This is a genomic window from Pediococcus stilesii (genome assembly GCF_001437075.1).
GTDB lineage: Bacteria > Bacillota > Bacilli > Lactobacillales > Lactobacillaceae > Pediococcus > Pediococcus stilesii.
Genome location: NZ_JQBX01000017.1, coordinates 23,537 through 39,643, shown reverse-complemented (window position 1 = coordinate 39,643; position 16,107 = coordinate 23,537). Strand labels below are relative to the sequence as shown.

The following is a 16,107-nucleotide window of genomic DNA, read 5'->3' as shown; positions in this document are numbered from 1 at the left end:
CATCACACCAATTGACGGACAGCCCAAAAAATCCCCTATTCCTGATATAACCAGAAATAAGGGATTTTGAAATAGTAGTTAAAATTACTTAACTTCTACTGATGCGCCAGCTTCTTCAAGCTTAGCTTTTAATTCGTTAGCATCGTCTTCTGAAAGGTCTTCTTTGATAACTGTAGGAGCATTGTCTACCATGTCCTTAGCATCCTTCAAACCAGCACCTGTTGCTTCACGAACTGCCTTGATAACTTTGATCTTAGCTGAACCAGCTGATGTAAGTTCAACGTTGAATGATGTCTTAGCTTCTGCAGCACCGCCAGCAGCACCAGCTGCAGCAACTGGAGCAGCAGCTGAAACGCCGAATTCGTCTTCGATTGCTTTAACAAGATCGTTTAAATCTGAGATTGAAGCACCTTTTAAGTCTTCAATGAATTGGTCTTTATCTAATGCCATTTTTGTTTCCTCCAAATTAATTGTAATTAAATGTTGTTATATGCTTATGCAGCGTCTTCTTCAGACTTCTTATCAGCAACAGCCTTAAGTGCATATGCAACGTCACGTACAGGTGACATGAATTCATTAGCAAGCATTGCAAGCAAGTCTTCACGACTAGGCAATGTAGCAAATGTATTGATTTTATCGATATCGGCAACTTCACCTTCAATAATACCACCCTTAATTGAAAGGTTGTCATTATTGTCAGCAAAAGTCTTCAAAATCTTAGCAGGTGCAACAGCATCATCTTCTGAGAAAGCAACAGCTGAAGGACCAACGAACACGTCGTCCATTCCTTCAAAACCAGCTTTAACAGCAGCACGTGTTAACACTTTATTCTTGATAACGCTCAACTTAATACCAGCGTCACGAAGTTGTTTACGTAGGTCTGTTACCTCAGCAACAGTTAAACCACGTGAATCAACAACGATTGCAGAAGTAGCAGCCTTTAATTGATCAGCAATTTCGTCAACGATTGCAGCTTTTTTTGCGATAGCTTCTTTACTCAATGTATCTCACCTCCTGAATGATTTTGATGAACCATAAAAAAATTCGTACCCCAGAAAGACTCTGAGATACGAATAGTTTCTACACGTTCCTCGGCAGGCAATATATTAAGGCCAAACATGACCACCTGAGTCTTAGGTAAATTATTCAGTTATAATTCACTCTTAGTAATATATCATAGCGTTCGGAACAAATCAAGAGAATTTAGAATTGAGTAAAGTCAACCTTAACTCCTGGTCCAAATGTTGATGCAACTGATACGTTTTGAACGTAAGCACCCTTAACAGATGCAGGACGTAAACGAACAATTGTGTCATTGATTGTTTGTAAGTTACCAAGTAATTGGTCAGCAGAGAATGATACCTTACCAATTGGAACATGAACGTTACCATCACGGTCTGTACGGTATGTAACCTTACCAGACTTAGAATCAGCAACTGCTTTTTCAACGTCCATTGTAACAGTACCAGTCTTAGGGTTTGGCATTAAGTTCTTAGGTCCTAAGATCCGTCCTAAACGACCTACTTGACCCATCATATCTGGTGTTGCAATTGCAACATCAAAATCTAACCAACCATCTTGAATACGTTGTACCAAGTCGTCATCACCAACAACATCTGCACCGGCTGCCTTAGCTGCATCAGCTTTAGCACCCTTTGCAAATACAACAACTGTTTGTTCCTTACCTGTACCGTTTGGTAAAACAACGGCACCACGAAGTTGTTGGTCAGCTTGTTTTGTATCAACGTTTAACTTGTATACTGTTTCGATTGTAGCGTCAAACTTTGCAAAATCAATTTTCTTAACTAATTCAAGCGCGTCCTTTGGAGCATATGCATTAAAAGCATCTACTTGCTTTGCAGCGTCTTGAAACTTTTTACCTTTTTTAGCCATCTGTGTGTTTTCCTCCTAGCAAATGTGGTTATAGCGGATTTTCCTCCCACTTTGATACATCCACTTTAGTGGAGTATCCGACAGTTCATGTATTAGCCTTCGACTTCGAATCCCATACTACGAGCTGTACCTTCGATCATGCGCATAGCAGCTTCAACGTCTGCAGCGTTTAGATCTTGCATTTTTGATTCAGCGATTTCCTTAACTTGAGCAGAAGTTACCTTAGCAACCTTCTTTGTGTTAGGTTCGCCTGAACCGTGTTCTACACCAGCAGCTTTTTTCAAAAGAACTGAAGCAGGTGGTGTTTTGGTAACGAAGTCGAATGAACGATCTTCGTACACTGTGATTACAACAGGAATTAACAAACCAGCTTGGTCAGCTGTACGTGCGTTAAAGTCCTTTGTGAATCCCATAATATTAATACCTGCTTGTCCAAGAGCTGGTCCAACCGGTGGTGCTGGAGTTGCTTTTCCTGCAGGAATTTGCAATTTAACAATAGTTGATACTTTCTTTGCCACGAGACATACCTCCTTAAAATAAGTCCGTGTGTGGTCACGATGAAGATTTATATTTCTTCTCCCACATTGAGTATGCGAGGCATACTACGACATAATACCATATTAAAAAAATTTGTTCAAATTCAAATTAATTAATTTTATCAATCTGGTTGATATCTAATTCTGTACTGGTTTCACGACCAAACATGTCAATATTAACTTTAATCTTCATGTTGCTATCATCGACTTCAGTGATTTTTCCGGTTAATCCTTCAAAAGCACCGTCAACAATTGTCACCAATTCGCCTACTTCAACGTCAATATCAGCATGACGAGTCGACATCCCTAAACGACTGAGGACACGATCAACTTCGTCTGGTAATAAAGGCGTTGGCTTACTACCAGATCCATGAGAACCGATAAAACCTGTAACTCCTGGTGTATTACGAACAACATACCATGAATCATCCGTCATGATCATTTCAACTAAAACATAACCTGGAAATTCATTTTTCTTAACGACTTTTTCTTTTCCATTTTTAGCTTCGATTTCTTCTTCTTCGGGAACAACTACACGAAAAATATATTCTTCCATTCCCATTGATTTAGCACGTGAGTCCAAATTATTCTTAACTTTATTTTCATATCCAGAATATGTATGCAATACATACCAGTTTTTTTCTTCAGTTTCCAAGTTAGACGCTCCTTTTTCAAAATAAAAAAACTCCGTATCCACGAAGTTTCCATCAACAATCAAATTATAACAAAAATATCAGCGCGACGCCATTAAACAAATAGCTTAAGGAACATTTGGATAATCCAGTCGGCTAATGCTAGGAAAGCAATAAAAAATACCGATGTTGAAATAACAGTGGTCGAGTCTTTACGTAACTGTTTAAAATTGGGCCAGTCAACTTCTTTCATTTCTTGACCAATGCTCTTAAAAAATCGAAACATTTAATACGCCTCCTATCTTGTTTCACTATGAAGTGTGTGTTTGTTACATCTCTTACAATACTTTTTTACTTCTAAACGACTAGTTCTTTGCGGATTTGCGGTAACCGTGTAATTTCTTGAACCACAAACTGTGCAAGCTAGTGCGACTTTCTTTTGGGACATAAAGAATCCCTCCTTATCAAACTTAAACAATATCATCTCAAAAACGAATTGTCAATTAATCCCTGCTATACAATTGTTCGCTTAATTTTTGCTTGCAACGAATTAATGCGTTTTGAATTTTAGCAACATCACATTTTAAAATACTAGCAATCTGCTTAGGTTCATTTCCTTGAAATAGTAGTACGGAGACTTCTCTTTCAAATTTCGATAGCAGTGCCTCGTATTGAACATAATTTTCCTTAATAGTTAGGTTCTGATGCGGCGTGATCTTAGAAACCCGCTCACATCGATTTTCGAAGTCTTCATCTAATTCCTCTATCGACTGCGCGGTGAGACCCGCTTTCCGTTTATAAGCCATTTCAAAACGAAGCAAACTATAAATTCGATTTCTAAAATTAGCTCGAAAAAACACACCCAACGTCATCCCTAAGTCTGTATCAAAATTAATAATCGAATTAAAAAATACAATTCGTCCCTCCTGAAGCCAATCATCCCAGTCAAAATGATGAATTGTATACCGACCACGCATGTTTTTTACAATTGGCTCATACTTCTTAAATAGAATTTCAAAATTGCTGGAATCATTTGCTTTAATTTGTTTAATAATCTTTGTTTCTTCAGAATTATCCAAGTTTCTACCATTCCTTTTTACCCGATGGAATGATAGTATCAACTTTTCATTGAATTTCTAAAGCTGTTTTTCGGATTAAAAAAACAGGTAACCAGAATTCTAATTACCTGTTTCTAATTTTTAAAGTTGGTGTCTGGAATTATATCCCTGATAAATTAGCAGTCCAGCTGCAACACTGGCATTTAGGCTTTGAATATCACCAACCATTGGAATTGTTAACATTTCGTCCACATTATCCTTCGTCAGCCGCGCCATTCCTTTTCCTTCATTACCAATGATCAAGCCCACAGCCCCACTGGCATCCCAACGACGGTAATCGGTACCCTTCATGTCGGTGCCAAAAATCCAGAGTCCACGTTCTTTAAGCTCTTTCAACGTGTTAACCAAGTTGCCCACCTGGACCACGGGCACACGCTCAATTGCACCTGCGGAAGTTTTAGCGACCGTACTAGTTAATCCCACGGCCCTTCTTTTAGGAATTATCACTCCATGGACTCCAGCCGCATCGGCCGTTCTCAAAATTGATCCTAAATTATGTGGATCTTCGATTCCATCCAAAATAATAACAAACGGTTGCTCCCCACGCTCTTCGGCCAATTTAAAAATATCATCCAATTGGGCATATTCGAATGACGCTACCGCCAAAACGACCCCCTGATGATTTTGACCGTTAGCGAGCGCATCCAGCTTGGACTTAGATACTCGTTGAACTACAAGTCCTTGCTGCTGGGCCTTTGAAATGATTTGACCAATCCCTTCAGATTTTAGTCCCTCCTGAATGAATACCTTATTGATCGAATGCCCACTTTTTAAGCTTGCCATTGCTGGATGACGTCCAATCACAAAGTCTGGTTGTTGATTTTCTTTTGAATTATTCAATACGTAAATTTCCTTCCTCAACTCGCTCAATACACCATTGAGCAAATTCTGCCAGCCGTTCTTTTTGATTTGTTAGTGATAAATAGCCTACGATCGCTTCAAATCCTGTTGAAATTCGATACGTCAATACGGACGTATTCTTTGCGGATGTATGACTTTTAGCATTTCGACCTTTTTTAAAAGCATCTAACTCTTCGTTCGTCAAAAAATTGGCTTCTTGCATTGCTGCAATTAAAGCTGCTTGCGCCTTCGCAGAAACATATCTAGTTGCCACATGATGAAGACGATTGGGCTTCGTTAATCCCTGCTCAATTAAATGTCTTCTGATAAAAACTTCATATTCAGCATCGCCTAAGTATGCAAGCGCGATCCCGTTGATTGCCTGATAATTAACTTCTTCACTCATTACTTTTTCTCCAACGTGTTCCTTGAGGGGTATCTTCTAGGATAACTCCCATTTGGTTTAATTGATCTCGTAATTGATCGCTTGTCTCGAAATCACGATCCGCACGAGCCTGATCGCGACGCTTAACTAACTGATCAATTTCAACATCATCATTTTCCTCTTGTTTTAGATCAATTCCAAAAATTGAAGCCATTTTTGAATACATTTTAGCCAAGCGTTTTATTTGTTCAGCATTGACTGCATCTTTTTCACTATACACATTGATTAAGCGGGCAAACTCATAAACAACCGCTATTCCATTTTGTGCATTAAAATCATCATCCATTGCCTGAACAAAATCCTTTTCTAAGTTGTCTGCTTTCCGAGCCGTGTCATAATCAGGCTCTCCTTTGGCATCCTTTAGACGGTAATTCAGATTAATAAAAGCATTTTGCACTTTCTCCAAGTTATTTTTAGCGTCTTGCAGACTATTTTGCGTATATTGAATTGGACGACGATACTGCGTTGTCGACATTAAGAAACGTAACACTTGGGGATTAATTTCCTTAACCAGATCATGAACCGTCACAAAGTTTCCAAGTGACTTACTCATCTTTTCATTTTCATCGCCCACCGTTACAAAGCCATTATGCATCCAGTATCGTGCAAATGTTTGTCCAGTTTTGGCTTCACTTTGGGCAATTTCATTTTCGTGATGAGGGAACTGAAGATCTTCACCACCACCATGGATATCAAATGTGTCTCCTAAATATTTTGTCGACATTACTGAACATTCAATATGCCATCCCGGGCGTCCAGATCCCCAAGGTGAATCCCACGCGATTTCATTTCCCTTAGTCGCTTTCCACAGTGCAAAATCAATCGGATCTTCCTTACGAGCAGTTTCTTCGTCGTCGACGTGTTGACTAGCTCCTTGTTCCAATTCGTTAATATTTTGGTGAGATAAAGCACCATACTTTTTAAATTTCCGCGCACGATAATACACATCACCTTGCGCTTCGTAGGCATAGCCTTTTTCGATTAGAACTGTTATAAAATCAATAATTTCGGGAATGTTTTCAGTTGCGCGTGGATTTAGCGTTGCTGGTTCCACGTTAACAGCGCGAACATCTTCCTTAAAGGCATTGATATAGCGTTCTGCCAGTTCGGGCATCGTAATTCCTTGATCACGTGCGGAATTAATCATTTTGTCATCAACATCGGTAAAGTTAGAAACAAACTTCACATTATATCCCCGATACTCAAAATAACGTCGAATAGTATCAAACGCGATTATGCTTCGAGCGTTTCCAATATGAATGTAGTTGTACACAGTTGGTCCACAAACGTACATTGAAACCTGATTATCAACCAATGGTTTAAAGTCTTCTTTAGTTCTAGTCATTGTGTTATATAATTTAATCATTTTTTTCGCTCCCCATGGGATTTTTACTTACTACATAATGATAATTGAAATTCGAAAGCAAATCAAAGGCTTCGTTCCAATCAATTTTTTCCACGGTTTCTTTTAAAATTTTTAGATACCGAAGCATCTGTAAATTAAAAAAGAAGTTGTGACAAAATCAAATTTCGTCACAACTCCTAATCTTTTGAACTAAATTAGCTTAATTCTTCAATCATTGCACGTAAATGTTTCATTGATAAATCATGACCGAGTAATTCCAGACTTTCTGGAAGTTCTGGTCCATGCATTTCATGCGTGATTGCAATTCGAATTGGCATCCATAACTTGCGACCCTTAATTCCCGTTTCCTTTTGGACGGCCTTAATGGCTGCCAAAATATTAACGGTATCAAAAATTGGCATATCCGCAAATTGAGTTTCCAAGGCCTTCAAAACTGGAAGTGCATCATCCGTTGCCATTTCTGCCTTTGATTCTTCATCAATGTCTTCTGGACCATTAAAAAAGAGATCTGTAAATTCAACAATCTGCGCTGTATAACTCATTTGACGTTTGAAGAGATTGATTAATTTACGTGCCCATTCAACCCGCATTGGATCAGGATTTTCTTCGATCTTACCTGCTTTCATCAATTGTAACAATGAAGAATGCATAATTCGGTCTTCGTCCGCTGCTTTAACGTATTGGTTATTGATCCATTCTAACTTTTTAGCATCAAAGGCCGCGGGCGACTTGCTAAGCCGTTTTTCATCGTACATCTTAACGAATTCACGTAGCGTAAAGATTTCGCTTTCACCCACTGGTGACCATCCAAGCAAAATTATGAAGTTTAACATTGCTTCTGGTAAATAGCCTAGGCTGCGATACTGTTCAATAAATTGAAGTACTGATTCATCACGCTTACTTAGCTTCTTTCCAGTCTCGCTGTTAATAATTAAACTCATATGCCCAAACTGTGGTGCGTCCCATCCAAAGGCATCATAAATCATTAATTGTTTTGGTGTATTGGCAACATGATCATCACCACGGAAAACATGGCTAATCTTCATCATGTGATCGTCAACAACAACCGCAAAGTTGTAAGTTGGCATTCCATCACGCTTTTGAATTACAAAATCGCCACCAATTGTTTCTGATTCAAAGGAGATGTGTCCCTTAACGATATCATCCCACTCATAAGTTGTATTGACAGGGACCTTAAACCGAATTACTGGTTCGATTCCAGCAGCCTTTGCATCCGCAATTTTTTGTTCTTTTTGTTCAGGTGATAAACCTGCATACTCATCCACATAATGCGGCATTTCACCGTTGGCTTTTTGTTCTTCACGTTGCGCAGCCAACTCTTCTTCCGTCATGTATGACTCATATGCCTTACCTTCAGCAACCAATTGCTCAATTAGTGGTTGATAAATATCTTTTCGTTCGGATTGACGATAAGGACCGTACTCACCCGGATTATCCGGACCTTCATCCCAATCCATTCCTAGCCACTTAAGATTGTCAATCTGACTTTTTTCACCGTCAGCGATATTCCGACTTTGATCGGTATCTTCAATCCTAAGAATAAACTTTCCTTTGTAATGACGAGCAAACAAATAATTAAATAAGGCTGTTCGTGCATTTCCGATATGCAAATGTCCAGTTGGACTTGGAGCATAACGAACTCGAATTTCTTGCTTTGCCAAAATTAACACCTCTCCAAAAAATATGTCACAATGATTTCATTTTACATTTATATGTGTAATAAATAAAGCCTCTTATGACTTCTCTTTATTATGTGTAATCTCCTTTGTTGAATGAACCGGTTTTGCAAAAATCATTCGTCCAGCATCAGTTTGAATTGCACTAGTAACAACAACTTCAATCGTCTCGCTAATGTAGAGTTTTCCATCTTCGACAACGACCATCGTTCCATCATCTAAATACGCGACCCCTTGTTGCCGTTCGGTTCCATTTTTAACAACATGAACTTTCATCGTTTCCCCCGGAATCACCCGTGGCTTTAACGCGTTTGCAAGTTCATTAATATTTAAAACTTGAACGTTTTGAAATTGACTAACCTTGTTCAAGTTATAGTCGTTCGTAACAACAATCGCATCTTTATCCTTTGCTAATTGGATTAATTTACTGTCGACTTCTTCAATTTCTTCATAATCTCCATCATACATTTCAATTGGCATAATTTTTTCATTTTGAAGTTTGTTCAAAAAGTCTAATCCACGTCGCCCACGAACCCGCTTGATGCTATCTGCAGAATCCGCAATGTACTGCAATTCATAAAGAACAAAGTTAGGAACTAATAAGGTTCCTTCAAGTAGTCCCGTCTTAACTAAATCATAAATTCGCCCGTCAATTAAGATATTTGTATCTAAAATCTTATAGTGATGGTAGTTTTCTCCGGCCCTTCGATCAAGCACTTGACTGTTAGTGTCACGCTTGCGAACTTGGAAAAGCTTTCTCCATTCGTTAAAACGCGTTGTCCCGATCCGAAAACCTAGATAACCTAGTATTAACATTAAAATCAAAGGGATAATCGTGTTCAAAAAGAAAATTTGAGAACGATAAAAAAGAGTTGAGATTAAAATTGCAATCACAAGCCCCAGTACCGTCCCCACACTACCAGTAATTAAATACAATGGTGATGCTTCAGTAAGAGCTTTTTCAGCGCGGTTCATTAAACTCAGGACATAATCAGCTAGAAAAATGGACAGAATCCAGAAAATAATTGCACCAATAACAAAGTTGGTTATTCCATTATTTAACAACACTATCGCATTGACCTTAAACAACATCCACACGATTGGTAGGTAGGTTACACCCAAAGCTCCACCGGCCAGACCAAAAACAGCCTGAACAATTCGCTTTTTTAAATTTTTCATTTATTTCACCTCCTTTCTAGTTAAATGCCTTTCGAATTGCATCCGCGATGGTTTCCACACCCACAACTTCAATTCCTTTGGGTGGTGTCCAACCCTTTAAATTATTTTTGGGCACTAAAATTCGTTGAAAGCCAAGTTTTTGCGCTTCCGCAACCCGTTGTTCAATTCGATTAACTCGCCGAATTTCGCCGGTTAACCCAATTTCACCCACAAAACTATCCGTTGGCCGCGTTCCCCGATTTTTAAAGCTGGATACAATGCTGATTGCAATCGCTAAATCAATTGCCGGCTCATCTAACTTAACGCCACCAGCGGCCTTCAAGTAGGCATCTTGGTTTTGAAGAGTCATGTTGGCTCTTTTTTCAAGAACCGCCATAATCAGCGAAACACGGTTGCGATCCAATCCGCTTGCCGTTCGCTGAGCATTCCCAAAAATGGTTGGAGTAATCAACGCCTGAATTTCAACTAATATCGGTCGAGTCCCCTCCATTGATACAACAATTGCCGAGCCGTTGGCATCTTTTAAACGTTCCTCTAAAAAAATTTCCGAAGGATTAGCGACTTCACGAAGCCCTTCCTCACGCATTTCAAAAATTCCAAGCTCATTGGTTGAACCAAAACGATTTTTAACCGCTCTTAAAATTCGATACGTATGGTGAAGATCACCTTCAAAATATAGTACGGTGTCTACCATATGTTCAAGAATTTTGGGACCAGCAATCGCACCACCTTTGGTAACGTGTCCGACGATAAAAATCGTAATATTATTTGTTTTCGCGATTTGCATCAATTCGGCCGTAATTTCTCGAATTTGAGAAACACTTCCGACCGCAGAATCAATATCCGGTTCTTGCATCGTTTGTACAGAATCGATGATGACATATTCTGGATGCAATTCTTCAATTACCGAACGAATATTTGACATATCAGTTTCCGGATAAAGATAAAAACGTTCACTATTCACTTGTAAACGTTCCGCCCGCATTTTGATCTGGGAAGCACTTTCTTCCCCCGATACGTATAAAACATCCCGATCCGTTGCGGCTAATTGTCCTGAAAGTTGTAATAGAAGCGTTGATTTTCCGATTCCTGGATCACCACCAATTAAAACTAGTGACCCGTCAACCACTCCGCCACCTAAAACTCGATTAAATTCTTCCATCCCCGTCTTAACGCGCGGCTCTTCGTGCATCTTCACTTCTGAAATTAATTGTGGCTTACTGCTTTTCCCTTCAAAACTAACCCGACTTTTGCGTTCATTTTTAGGTTCGCTAATCCGTTCTTCAACCAACGTATTCCATTTTCCACAATTAGGACAACGCCCTAAAAACTTTGGAGAAACGTAACCACAATTGGTACATAAAAATTGTGTTTTAACCTTCGCCAATCCACTACCCCCTAAGTATAATTCGTATAGACTAGAATAGCATTTATTACCCTGATTTTTTAATAATTTGTTTGACCTTTATTGATTTTTAAATTACATCTTGGTTGAACCAAAACCACCCGTTCGAACTTGGCTAGCATTCACTTCCTTATCGGCCGTCAAATACTTCATAAAGATTCCTTGTCCGATTCTTTCACCCTTTTTAATTTTAATATCAGTAATACCGTAATTAACCAATTGGATGAAAATCGCACCCTCGTTGGCTGCATTATTGTAGTAATCAGAATCAATAATTCCAACACCGTTTGGCAAAATCAGTCCTCGCTTTAATGGATTACTTGAACGATTTGCCAACATTAGATACTCATCACTTTCCATGTAGGCTTTAATTCCGGTTGGTACTAGATACGGCTTCAATTCTGCTTTTGCTGCCTTTAAAACGTCTTCTTGAACATTTTCTTGGTGACGTAAAGCCCACAATACTTTAACAAAATTAATTTTCCAAATACTTGGTAACAAAAAATCTTCCGCCGCCTCAAAGTCGTATCCCGCAGCTGCCTTCGTTTGCCGTTGGGGTAAGTTTAAATTTTGTCCCTGATATTTGCTAATAATTTCAAATCCTCTTCCCATTGATATGCCTCCACTATTTGTTTATTTTATTATCCTTTGAATAAACAATTTTGTAAACGTAAATCTCTTGAACCAATTGACTTTATGCGCTTTCTTGGCGACAATATTACATAGGAAGGAGGCCGTTATTGTATGAAAAGAAATGTCGAAGAAACGCGACTTTTTTGGACCAATTCTGACGAAATCCAGATTGGTCAGGTACTTTACTCAAAAATTCCAGATCTCGATACCTTGATTTGCGAAGAAGTTTTTGTTAATCCTAGCTTTCGCGGTCAAGGCTGGGGTGGAAAGTTAATGAAAGATTTTATCGAATTTGCCGTTGAAAATGGACAAAAAATTTATCCACTTTGTCCCTTTGCCAGACAATATTTGTTAGACCACCCTGACTTATCTGATTTAGATATGCATAATCAAATTACTGAAACAAAAATTAAGCAAAATATCGTTACTCGAAAGGAAGATTAAAATGGATCAAAATGAACTAAAAGAACTCGTCGGTAAAGAGGCAGTTAAATTTATCAAAGATGGAATGGTCGTTGGTTTAGGGACTGGATCAACCGTTAAATTCATGGTTGATGCACTTGGTGACCGGGTTAAAAATGAAGGAATTAGCATCATTGGCGTTCCAACTTCTGATCGGACGGCCGACCAAGCCCGTTCACTTGGGATTACCGTAAAGTCCGTTGACGAGGTCGACCATATCGACTTAACGATTGATGGCGCCGACGAGATTAGTTCAGATTTCCAAGGCATCAAAGGGGGCGGTGCCGCACACCTCTTCGAAAAAATTGTTGCCACTAATTCAACTAAGGTAATGTGGATTGTCGATGAGTCTAAAATGGTTGATCAACTTGGTGCCTTCCCCCTACCGCTAGAAGTAATCCCCTATGGTAGCACCCAAGTGTACAAAAAACTTGAAAAAGAAGGGCTACATCCAAAATTCAGAATGGATGCGGATGGCAAGCACGTTTTAACCGACTCTAAAAATTACGTCATTGATCTCCATTTAGGTGAAATTAATCATCCCCACGAACTAGCCGATTACTTAATCAAACAAGTTGGGATTGTTGAACAGGGATTATTCCTTGATATGGTTAATACGGTTATCGTCGGTCGCCAAAACGGTCCCGAAGTTTTACAAGCTCGTCCATAATTTTAATCGTTTACTAATTTTTTTAATGATAGTATAATTGTCTCATTGTTTAAATACTAAGAATGGAGTTGAATACATTGGGTACTGAAATTTCACAAAATTTAATTGACCGTTTTAAAAAAGAATATACCGATCGTAAAGAATCAAAGGTGATCGAACGGACGGTTACTAAAAACGGTATTCTTAATTCTAGCCGTGATTTAGCTGCCGACGTTGAAAGTACTCCCGTCTTTTCAATTGACTTAGATACTGGCGATGTCGCAAATCAAATGCAAAGTGGACGTTGTTGGATGTTTGCTGCGCTAAATACAATGCGCCATGACATGAAAAATCAATTTAAAGTTCCCGGCAGCTTTGAGTTATCACAAAGCTATACATTCTTTTGGGATAAATTTGAGAAGTCAAATTGGTTCTACGAAAATATTATTAAGACCGCTGCCTTAGATACAGATGATCGTAAAGTTGCATTTCTACTTAATGAACCACAAGGCGATGGCGGTCAATGGGACATGCTCTGCGCCATTATTGAAAAATATGGTGTCGTTCCCCAATCGGCATTTCCAGAAACATATAACAGTTCAAAATCGCGTGAATTTGACACTTTACTTAATGAAAAACTTCGTAAAGATGCCATTACATTACGTGAACTAGTTAATTCAGATGCTAGCGATGAACAAATTCAAGAACGTAAACAAAAAATGCTCAGTGAAGTTTACCGAATGGCTTCCTACAGTTTTGGACAACCACCGGTTAAATTTGATTGGGAATATCGGGATGACAGTAAGGCATATCATCGCGAAGAAGGAATTACACCAAAAGAATTCTTCGACAAGTACATTGGTTGGGACCTTGATGAATATATTTCAATTATTAATGCTCCAACTGCTGACAAACCTTATGACCAAACTTACACGGTGGAAATGTTAGGAAACGTGGTCAACGGTCGTCAAGTTAAGCATCTTAACCTTAACATGCACGATTTCAAACAAGCCGCAATTAACCAATTAAAATCTGGTGAATCAGTTTGGTTTGGCTGTGACGTTGGCCAACACTCTGAAGCTCGTGAAAAGGGATTACTTGATCTACGCGTTTTTGCTGAAGATGAACTCTTTGATATTGATATTTCAATGTCAAAAGCTGAACGTCTTGATTATAAAGAAAGTTTGATGACCCACGCAATGGTTCTAACTGGCGTTGACCTGGTTGATGGAAAGCCTAAAAAGTGGAAAGTCGAAAATAGTTGGGGTAAAAAAGTTGGTGAAAAGGGCTATATGGTAATGTCTGATGAATGGATGGACGAATACTGCTATCAAGTAGTCGTTCAAAAGAAATTCCTTACTGACGCTCAACGGTCCGCTCAATCACAAGAACCAACCGTATTAAAGCCTTGGGATCCAATGGGTTCGTTAGCTTATACAGATTAATTACAAATCAAAAAGATTCCGATTTTTCGGAATCTTTTTTTGTTAGTATTCTCAGTAAAAAAGCTCAAAACTTATAATTAACTCAAAGTCACTTTGCTGTGAATTCTTAGTTGATCATTCATTTCATAAATGATTGGCTCGCCATTCTCAACTTCAACTCCGTCGATTCCTCGATCTGAAATACCCTCCAAGTACTTGATCAACGCGCGCAGAGAACTCCCATGCGCCACTACCAATTGATTTTTTCCTTCAATCAAATCAGGAGCAATATGATCTAACCAATACGGGATTAGTCGATCGTAGGCCATCCGTAAACTCTCACCCAAAGGCTCATTTAAAATGCCATTGATCGCATACCGACGATCATCGTCCGGATGATCAAGTAGTGGCGGAACCGAATTAAAACTTCGTCGCCACCGCGCAACCTGCTCTTTACCATAAATCTGGCGAGTATCATCTTTGTTTTGCCCCCGCAGCGCACCATAGTGTCGTTCGTTTAGGCGCCAGGTCTTGGTGATTGGTAGCCAATTTTGATCAAGTTCATCCATTACAATGTTTGCCGTAACAATCGCTCTTTTTAACATTGAAGTATGCACCGCACTAAAATTAATTCCCAATTCAGCAATTAATTTTCCAGCATGGTGTGCCTGGTTAATTCCCACCTCGGTTAAAGGAACGTCAGACCATCCCGTATAGATATTATCACGGTTAGCCGTGCTTTCTCCGTGTCGAATTAAAACCAATTTGGCCATTTTGCTCTCTCCCTCAAAACATCACTAATTATAGTTTAATAATCATACTTCCATAGTCAAGTCCAGCACCGAATCCAGTCATTAGAACCGTTTTAGGACTTGCATCGCGGGCTTGAAGTTGGTCGAGTGCCATCGGAATTCCAGCAGATGACGTATTGCCATATTCCTCAACATTTGTAACAAATTTTTCAATTGGAATGTTAATCGTCTCTGAAATTTTTTCAATAATTCTTAAATTAGCTTGGTGACAAACCACGTAATCAATTTGATTTCGCAATTGATTGCGGTCCAAAATGTCAATCATCTGTGGTGGAACAACACCCGTAGCAAAGCTGAAAACATCCCTTCCGCTCTGGAAAAAAGCGTCAATTGATGGAAAATTGTTTTCCTTGACATCGGTTAGCGCTGGAATTCGACCGCTATGAATATATTCATTTTTTTCGGCAAGGGTTGCTAGCTCTTCGTCAACGAAAAAATCGTCTTCTTCCGCTTCCGTATTTGTTAAAAGAACTCCCCCAGCGCCGTCTCCAAAGAATACTGCTGATGTTCGATCTTTAAAATCCATCATTTTAGAATTTGTTTCTGCGCTAATTATTAATGCATTCTTGTAACGACCTGAACGCATAAATTTTTCTGCGGTACTTAATCCAAAAACAAAGCCAGCACATGCGGCAGAGATGTCAAACGCAATAGCATTTTTAGCACCCAGTTTGGCTTGTACAATGGTCGCGGTAGCCGGTGTTAGTGCATCCGGTGTAATGGTTGATAAAATAATTAAATCAATTTGACTAGCGGTCATATTGGCCTTTTTTAACAGGCGCTCGCCCACTTCAGTCGCTAAAGTTGAAGTGTTTTCCTCACCCATTGCGTAGTGGCGCGTTTTAATTCCCGTATGGGCCTGAATCCACTCATCATTTGTATCCATAATCTGGGATAATTCGTCGTTATCAACAACCCGATTTGGAACATAGTGCGCCGTAGATAATATTTTTAAACTCATTTTATGATTCTTCCTCGTTTTATTTATCTTTCTATTTTACCAGTAAAACGTTTAT

General features: G+C 39.1%; 20 protein-coding genes and 1 other annotated feature. Of the genes, 3 read left to right on the top strand and 17 right to left on the bottom strand.

The genetic code is table 11. From position 1 onward, the window contains the following. Nucleotides 1–84: 84 nt before the first annotated feature. The 15 genes from rplL to IV81_RS07575 form a co-directional block, all read right to left on the bottom strand. Entirely contained in the window at nt 85–450 is a 366-nt protein-coding gene (gene rplL, locus IV81_RS07645; RefSeq protein ID WP_057803903.1) for a 50S ribosomal protein L7/L12, read from the bottom strand. A gap of 44 nt (nt 451–494) precedes the next feature. After that, nucleotides 495–1,001 carry a 50S ribosomal protein L10 gene (gene rplJ / locus IV81_RS07640; protein ID WP_057803901.1) on the bottom strand — a complete coding sequence of 169 codons (507 nt, stop codon included), beginning with the start codon at nt 999–1,001 and terminating at the stop codon, nt 495–497. Nucleotides 1,002–1,028: 27 nt separating this feature from the next. Continuing rightward, nucleotides 1,029–1,156 (bottom strand) — a sequence feature (ribosomal protein L10 leader region). 47 nt (nt 1,157–1,203) lie between these two features. Then, entirely contained in the window at nt 1,204–1,893 is a 690-nt protein-coding gene (rplA, locus tag IV81_RS07635; RefSeq protein ID WP_057803900.1) for a 50S ribosomal protein L1, read from the bottom strand. Between the two features lie 92 nt (nt 1,894–1,985). Next, on the bottom strand, nt 1,986–2,411 hold the full coding sequence (rplK, locus tag IV81_RS07630) for a 50S ribosomal protein L11 (protein ID WP_057803898.1): 426 nt from the start codon (nt 2,409–2,411) through the stop codon (nt 1,986–1,988). A gap of 127 nt (nt 2,412–2,538) precedes the next feature. Further along, entirely contained in the window at nt 2,539–3,084 is a 546-nt protein-coding gene (nusG, locus tag IV81_RS07625; protein ID WP_057803896.1) for a transcription termination/antitermination protein NusG, read from the bottom strand. A 92-nt stretch (nt 3,085–3,176) separates the two neighbouring features. Further along, the gene (gene secE, locus IV81_RS07620; RefSeq protein ID WP_057803895.1) at nt 3,177–3,347 is read right to left on the bottom strand and encodes a preprotein translocase subunit SecE; all 171 of its coding nucleotides are present in this window, start codon (nt 3,345–3,347) and stop codon (nt 3,177–3,179) included. A 12-nt stretch (nt 3,348–3,359) separates the two neighbouring features. Next, nucleotides 3,360–3,509, bottom strand: a complete 150-nt coding sequence (gene rpmG, locus IV81_RS07615; RefSeq protein ID WP_057803893.1) for a 50S ribosomal protein L33 — start codon at nt 3,507–3,509, stop codon at nt 3,360–3,362. 55 nt (nt 3,510–3,564) lie between these two features. Then, the gene (locus IV81_RS07610; protein ID WP_138474522.1) at nt 3,565–4,140 is read right to left on the bottom strand and encodes an RNA polymerase sigma factor; all 576 of its coding nucleotides are present in this window, start codon (nt 4,138–4,140) and stop codon (nt 3,565–3,567) included. Nucleotides 4,141–4,260: 120 nt separating this feature from the next. After that, complete coding sequence (gene rlmB / locus IV81_RS07605; protein WP_083484702.1) at nt 4,261–5,019, bottom strand: 23S rRNA (guanosine(2251)-2'-O)-methyltransferase RlmB; 759 nt, start codon at nt 5,017–5,019, stop codon at nt 4,261–4,263. After that, nucleotides 5,012–5,425 (bottom strand): Mini-ribonuclease 3, encoded by a 414-nt coding sequence (locus IV81_RS07600; protein ID WP_057803891.1) that lies wholly within the window; start codon nt 5,423–5,425, stop codon nt 5,012–5,014. The genes rlmB and IV81_RS07600 overlap by 8 nt, the downstream gene beginning before the upstream one ends. After that, nucleotides 5,418–6,830, bottom strand: a complete 1,413-nt coding sequence (gene cysS / locus IV81_RS07595) for a cysteine--tRNA ligase (RefSeq protein ID WP_057803889.1) — start codon at nt 6,828–6,830, stop codon at nt 5,418–5,420. Before cysS ends, IV81_RS07600 begins: the two co-directional genes overlap by 8 nt. 194 nt (nt 6,831–7,024) lie before the next feature. Continuing rightward, entirely contained in the window at nt 7,025–8,512 is a 1,488-nt protein-coding gene (gene gltX / locus IV81_RS07590; protein WP_057803887.1) for a glutamate--tRNA ligase, read from the bottom strand. 72 nt (nt 8,513–8,584) lie between these two features. Further along, nucleotides 8,585–9,706: a PIN/TRAM domain-containing protein gene (locus IV81_RS07585; protein WP_057803885.1), complete on the bottom strand. Its 1,122-nt coding sequence runs from the start codon at nt 9,704–9,706 to the stop codon at nt 8,585–8,587. 16 nt (nt 9,707–9,722) lie between these two features. After that, entirely contained in the window at nt 9,723–11,093 is a 1,371-nt protein-coding gene (gene radA / locus IV81_RS07580) for a DNA repair protein RadA (protein ID WP_057803883.1), read from the bottom strand. 93 nt (nt 11,094–11,186) lie between these two features. Further along, nucleotides 11,187–11,723, bottom strand: coding sequence for a dCTP deaminase/dUTPase family protein (locus IV81_RS07575; RefSeq protein ID WP_057803881.1), 537 nt, complete (start codon nt 11,721–11,723; stop codon nt 11,187–11,189). A 132-nt stretch (nt 11,724–11,855) separates the two neighbouring features. On the opposite strand from IV81_RS07575, the gene IV81_RS07570 reads away from it, so the two are divergent. The 3 genes from IV81_RS07570 to IV81_RS07560 all read left to right on the top strand — a co-directional run bounded on the left by IV81_RS07570 (nt 11,856) and on the right by IV81_RS07560 (nt 14,300). After that, nucleotides 11,856–12,188, top strand: coding sequence for a GNAT family N-acetyltransferase (locus tag IV81_RS07570; protein ID WP_057803879.1), 333 nt, complete (start codon nt 11,856–11,858; stop codon nt 12,186–12,188). 1 nt (nt 12,189) lies between these two features. Next, nucleotides 12,190–12,876, top strand: coding sequence for a ribose-5-phosphate isomerase RpiA (gene rpiA, locus IV81_RS07565; RefSeq protein WP_057803877.1), 687 nt, complete (start codon nt 12,190–12,192; stop codon nt 12,874–12,876). 77 nt (nt 12,877–12,953) lie between these two features. Continuing rightward, nucleotides 12,954–14,300 (top strand): C1 family peptidase, encoded by a 1,347-nt coding sequence (locus IV81_RS07560; RefSeq protein ID WP_157059762.1) that lies wholly within the window; start codon nt 12,954–12,956, stop codon nt 14,298–14,300. A 77-nt stretch (nt 14,301–14,377) separates the two neighbouring features. On the opposite strand, the gene IV81_RS07555 is transcribed toward IV81_RS07560, so the two are convergent. Next, entirely contained in the window at nt 14,378–15,052 is a 675-nt protein-coding gene (locus IV81_RS07555) for a 2,3-bisphosphoglycerate-dependent phosphoglycerate mutase (RefSeq protein WP_057803873.1), read from the bottom strand. Nucleotides 15,053–15,080: 28 nt separating this feature from the next. Next, nucleotides 15,081–16,052: a beta-ketoacyl-ACP synthase III gene (locus IV81_RS07550; protein ID WP_057803871.1), complete on the bottom strand. Its 972-nt coding sequence runs from the start codon at nt 16,050–16,052 to the stop codon at nt 15,081–15,083. Nucleotides 16,053–16,107 lie beyond the last annotated feature (55 nt).